The 4,665-nt window shown below is 60.5% G+C and carries 3 protein-coding genes; all 3 read right to left on the reverse strand.

The window, feature by feature from the left end; translation table 11 throughout:
* Positions 1-133 precede the first annotated feature (133 nt).
* The gene (gene petA / locus CFR72_RS16235) at positions 134-778 is read right to left on the reverse strand and encodes a ubiquinol-cytochrome c reductase iron-sulfur subunit (protein ID WP_110914767.1); all 645 of its coding nucleotides are present in this window, start codon (positions 776-778) and stop codon (positions 134-136) included.
* A 199-nt stretch (positions 779-977) separates the two neighbouring features.
* On the reverse strand, positions 978-2,195 hold the full coding sequence (locus CFR72_RS16240) for a cytochrome b (protein WP_110914766.1): 1,218 nt from the start codon (positions 2,193-2,195) through the stop codon (positions 978-980).
* 257 nt (positions 2,196-2,452) lie between these two features.
* Positions 2,453-4,213, reverse strand: a complete 1,761-nt coding sequence (locus tag CFR72_RS16245) for a porin family protein (protein WP_208630082.1) — start codon at positions 4,211-4,213, stop codon at positions 2,453-2,455.
* Positions 4,214-4,665 lie beyond the last annotated feature (452 nt).

Genomic DNA, 4,665 nt, shown 5'->3' on the forward strand with positions numbered 1-4,665 from the left:
CGAATGGTATGCTGTCAGATGCCAGCTCGCCATCATGTTCGATGATCGTTTCCCAATGGCCTGAAAAAGTGCCACCGCACAAAATTCTACACAGTCTCCTGTTTTCACAGACGGGGCGTTTTCAGACAGTCCCTTAAATCTGCAGGATGGTCCCAAAATCGAAATCCTGCCCATCCGGGTTCGCTCCAATCCGGATGGTGGTGGGTGTCGCCATGGAATAGGGGGGCACCGGCAGGTTATAAGGGGCGGGCGCCCCCTTGAACACACGCCCAGCCAGATCGAACATCGACCCATGACACGGGCAGGCATACCCACCGGGCCAGTCATCGCCACCTGTCCCCTTCGGCAGGGGACGATAGGCCGGGATGCAGCCCAGATGTGTGCAGATCCCGACCACAACCCCATATTCCGGCACGATGGAACGATGCCAGTTGGTAGCGTAAGGCGGCTGCTGCCGGTCGGACGAACGTTCATCACGCAGGCGACGCGTCAGGTCCGCCTGCTGCATCCGTGCCATCGCCTGTGGCGTACGGTGGGTGACGAAAACGGGCCGCCCCTGCCATGTCACGACAATCTGCTGCCCTGGGGGCAGGCGTGAAATATCGACGTTCACCGGCATATGCGCCGCCGCGCTGTCACGGGGCGCCAGACTCTGCAGGAATGGCCACAGACATGCCCCTGCCCCGGTCACGGCAGTCGCGGCCGTCACCATACCCAGAAAATCACGCCGTCCACCGCCTGACGCAGGCGTTGCGCTATTGTCGGTATCGTCTGTCATCTGGATTTCATATCCGCAGATGGCCATAACGGAAAGGGAATATCACATTCCTCAGGGCGCAAACCATATCCCTCGGCCGGAAGGCAAGGGCACTGCCCTTGACCCGCCAAAGGTCACGGACCTCTGGAAACCATGACCTGAACGAACCGGGGTACAGAGGCCTGTGGCTCCTGCCGGATCCGGGCAGAGTCCGGATGCCTCAGGAAAGCGAAGACGGCAGCGACCGCGTCTTCTCGAAACGCGGCGCGAACGGCAGCAGCACAAGGAAATAGCCAAAATAATACAGCGTGGCGCACCGTCCCGCGATCATCCACGCACCCGCCGCATGATGCCGTCCGACAAGCCCCAGCAACACGAACGCTACCACCAGCCCGAACAGGCCGATACGGCACAGCGGGCGAAACCGTGCGGAGCGCACGGGCGACGGGTCCAGCCATGGCACCGCGAACAGGACCAGCACCGCCCCGGCGGAGGCGACAAGTCCCCCGAACTTTGACGGCACCGATTGCAGGATGCCGTAGAACGGCAGGAAATACCATTCAGGTTCGATATCGGTCGGCGTATGCAGCGGATTGGCCGGGCGATAGTTGGCCGGTTCCGAAAGCATGTCCGGCCACAGGAAGGCCAGCGCGGCAAACACGATGCCAAACAGCACCAGACCCACCATGTCCTTGCTGCTGTAATAGGGATGGAAGGGCACCGTGTCCGAAGGCTTTGCCGGTTCCACGCCCTGCGGATTGTTGGAGCCCGAGATATGTAGTGCCGCGACATGCAGCCCCACGATCCCCACGATCGCGAACGCCATCACGAAATGCAGCACGAAGAAGCGGTGGACGAACACATCGCCCAGCGCGTCGCTACCCTCCATCACATGTTCCAGCCCGGGGCCAATGCCGGGAATGGCCCCGACTGCCTTGCCCACCACGTCAGCACCCCAGTACGACATCTGCCCCCAGGGCAGGACATACCCGGCAAAGGCCGTCACCATCGTCATGACCAGCAGCACAAGGCCCGTCAACCACAGGATCTCACGCGGGGCCTTGTATGACCCGTAATACAGGCCACGGTACAGGTGCACATACAGCGCCCCCATGAACAGGCTGGCCCCCGTCATATGCAGCGCCCGCAGCAGCCAGCCGGCAGGCACCTGACGCTCGATCACTTCGATCGACGCAAAGGCGCTGGCCGCGGCAGGAGTATAGTTCATGGCAAGGAAGATGCCCGTCGCCAGCATCAGGATGAGGACAACACACAGGATCGCGCCGAAATTCCACAACCCGTTCAGGTTACGCGGCATGCGGTAATCCACATACTCGGCCCGGAACCACCGGACGACATGCAGGCGACGGTCGATCCACGCAATGACGCCGGTTTCGGACTGCTGGTCCGTCCCCTGCACGATCTCTGGACCGTTCATCCCCTTCTCCCTTCCCATCACGCATCCTGACGTGGGTATGCCGCAGCGATCAGGTCTTCTACCCGCTTTCAGGCACGTTTAACAGAAGGGACGCCCCGCCATGCCCGGTGAGGCTTTGGGAATGCTCAAAACCAGTGCATTGATAACAAATAAAAGTTTTTGGTGAAGCTTTTTCCAAAAAGCTTCGAAAGACGCCGCCTTTTTCGATCAAAAGGCGGCACCCAAAAACTTTTATGATTTCAGCGTATTACCTAGGATCAGAACAGCAGGATGGCACCACCCGAGGCCGTGTTGTCGGTGGCGCGCGCCGGGCCATGCGCCTTCGATTCCGTATGGGCATATTCACCCACGATGTTGAGCCAGTCGGTCAGGCTGTAGAACAGGGCACCGACTTCGGACTCGTTGCGCGCAACAAGGCTGGGATCATTCTCGCCCCGCGCTTCGTAAAGGTTACTGACACCATAGCTTCCGACCAGCTTGATCTTCTTGGTGACGTTATACATCCCCTGCAGGTAGTAGCCTTCGGACGCACGCTTGTGCCCGTTCGACGCCACACCGTCGAAGAACAGGCCCGTCGTGCCAAGGCCGCTGCCGCGATAGTAGTAAGCCACACCCTGGAACGGGCCATAGGTCAGCTTGGTGCCGATTTCGCCCGCTTCCGCCGTCACACCGCGCTTTTCCCCTTCGGAAACAGGCACGGTGGATGTGGTGGTCTGGACCATGTTGTAGATCCCGCCATCCATGCCGCCGGTCGTGACCTCACGCAGCGCGGTGGTCACGGTCGTCGTCTGGGTGCGGGTCAGGTCCTGCTGGTGCTGCGTCAGGAAACTGGCCCAGATGCGGCCCGTCAGGCCCCCGATCTTGAAGTCGTAGGTAACCTTGCCCTGCACCATGGGCGAACTGTGCTGCGTCGATCCGGCGGACAGGTTGTCGCCCGCGAAATTGTACTCATCCAATGGCTCCAGAATACCGATATTCCCCTGGAAACCGGCGATCTTGGGCGACAGGTACGAAATCTGCGGGATCCAGTCGGCATACACGTAACCGACACCGATACGGCCAAGCGACGTATTGCCCGGCTGGGTATTGCTGCCGGTGGAACCGACACTCAGCAGGGTCGCGTCATTGAGGATCGCGTCACCGCCAAAGATACCGAGGTCACGACCGATCTTGATCGTGCCGAACGATTTCGTGCCCGCCGTCACGAACACCTGACGAAAATCGATGCCCGCAGTGCCAAGGCCGACCGAACTGCCGCCGGAATTGGCGTTCATCGCGCCGGGCTTGTTATTGTCGATGCCCGGATACATGCCCATGACAGCGGACATGTCGATGCCCGCCTGCGTTGTGGACAGTTTCAGGATCAGGCCCGCAGGCAGCAGGCCGTTACGCAGCGAGGAGGAGTCAAACCCGTTCGGCCCGGTGGACACCCCGCCATTGACGGTGCCCCCACGACCCGGACTGTTGAACGTATAGAACCCGTTGACGAAGCCCGACAGGTTGATCTTGACCGGCCCGGCGTCAAAGGTCAGGCCCTTGCCGGGGACGTATTTCTCCATCCGGACGAACCCCTCGCCATAGGACGGGCCGCCGGGCTGCATCGACAGCATGGCGGTGCGCGCGGCCTCCGCACTCTGCGCGGCGGAGGCCGCTGAAGCACGGGCCTGCGTCACCATGTCCGCCGTCTCGTCCGCGCCACCGATGCCGACATCACCGGGCAGTACGGTATGGATGGGATTGTCCGGCGTTCCGGGCGCGGCAGGACGCGTGGGCGCGACATGGCGGGTCGTCGCGGCCATGCGACTGCCCCGCGCGGCGGAAGCATCGGCGCGCGCGTGACTCAGATGCTTGGCCAGCAGGCCCTTATACTCGCTGGAGGTCAGGCTACCCTTGGCACGCAGGATATCGAGCAGATCGCTGTAATCATCGGCCCGCGCCACACGCGGTTCCATCAGGTGCCCGGCACTGGCGGTCAGAACGACAACGGCCACTATTCTGGCCAACCTTCTCTCAGACATCTGATCGTTCATTCCGTGCAATTTGCCTGAATATTACCGGGTGACCGCTTCAGGGCATTTATGTTGGATATGATCCGACTTGTCAATGGTGCCCCCGGCGCGCCCCATGGCCGTGCCGCATCCTTCCAGCGGAAAATTCTGTCCCGCCTGAATCGTAAAAGTTCCCACCACCACACCAGATGTTGATGCCACGAATCAGGTACATCAACTGTCTGTGCGCGCACTGTCACCCAACCGGACGCGATATATGCGCGGCATAAAGAAGTTCCATGTAAAAACTATTGTTTTCACGTTTTGTCATGTACCGTGAAATCAGTACGTTAGGACAAAACCCGAAAAACGCCCCATGAATTCAGATTCCATGAGGAGTGGATAGCGAGCCGCGCCGTGTCAGAGTGTGCTTGCTGAAACTCTCTGGAGGGCAGAACCATGCTCGAGGCATCTGATCATCC

The organism is Gluconacetobacter entanii, assembly GCF_003206495.1.
In the GTDB taxonomy this organism is placed as follows: Bacteria; Pseudomonadota; Alphaproteobacteria; order Acetobacterales; family Acetobacteraceae; genus Novacetimonas; species Novacetimonas entanii.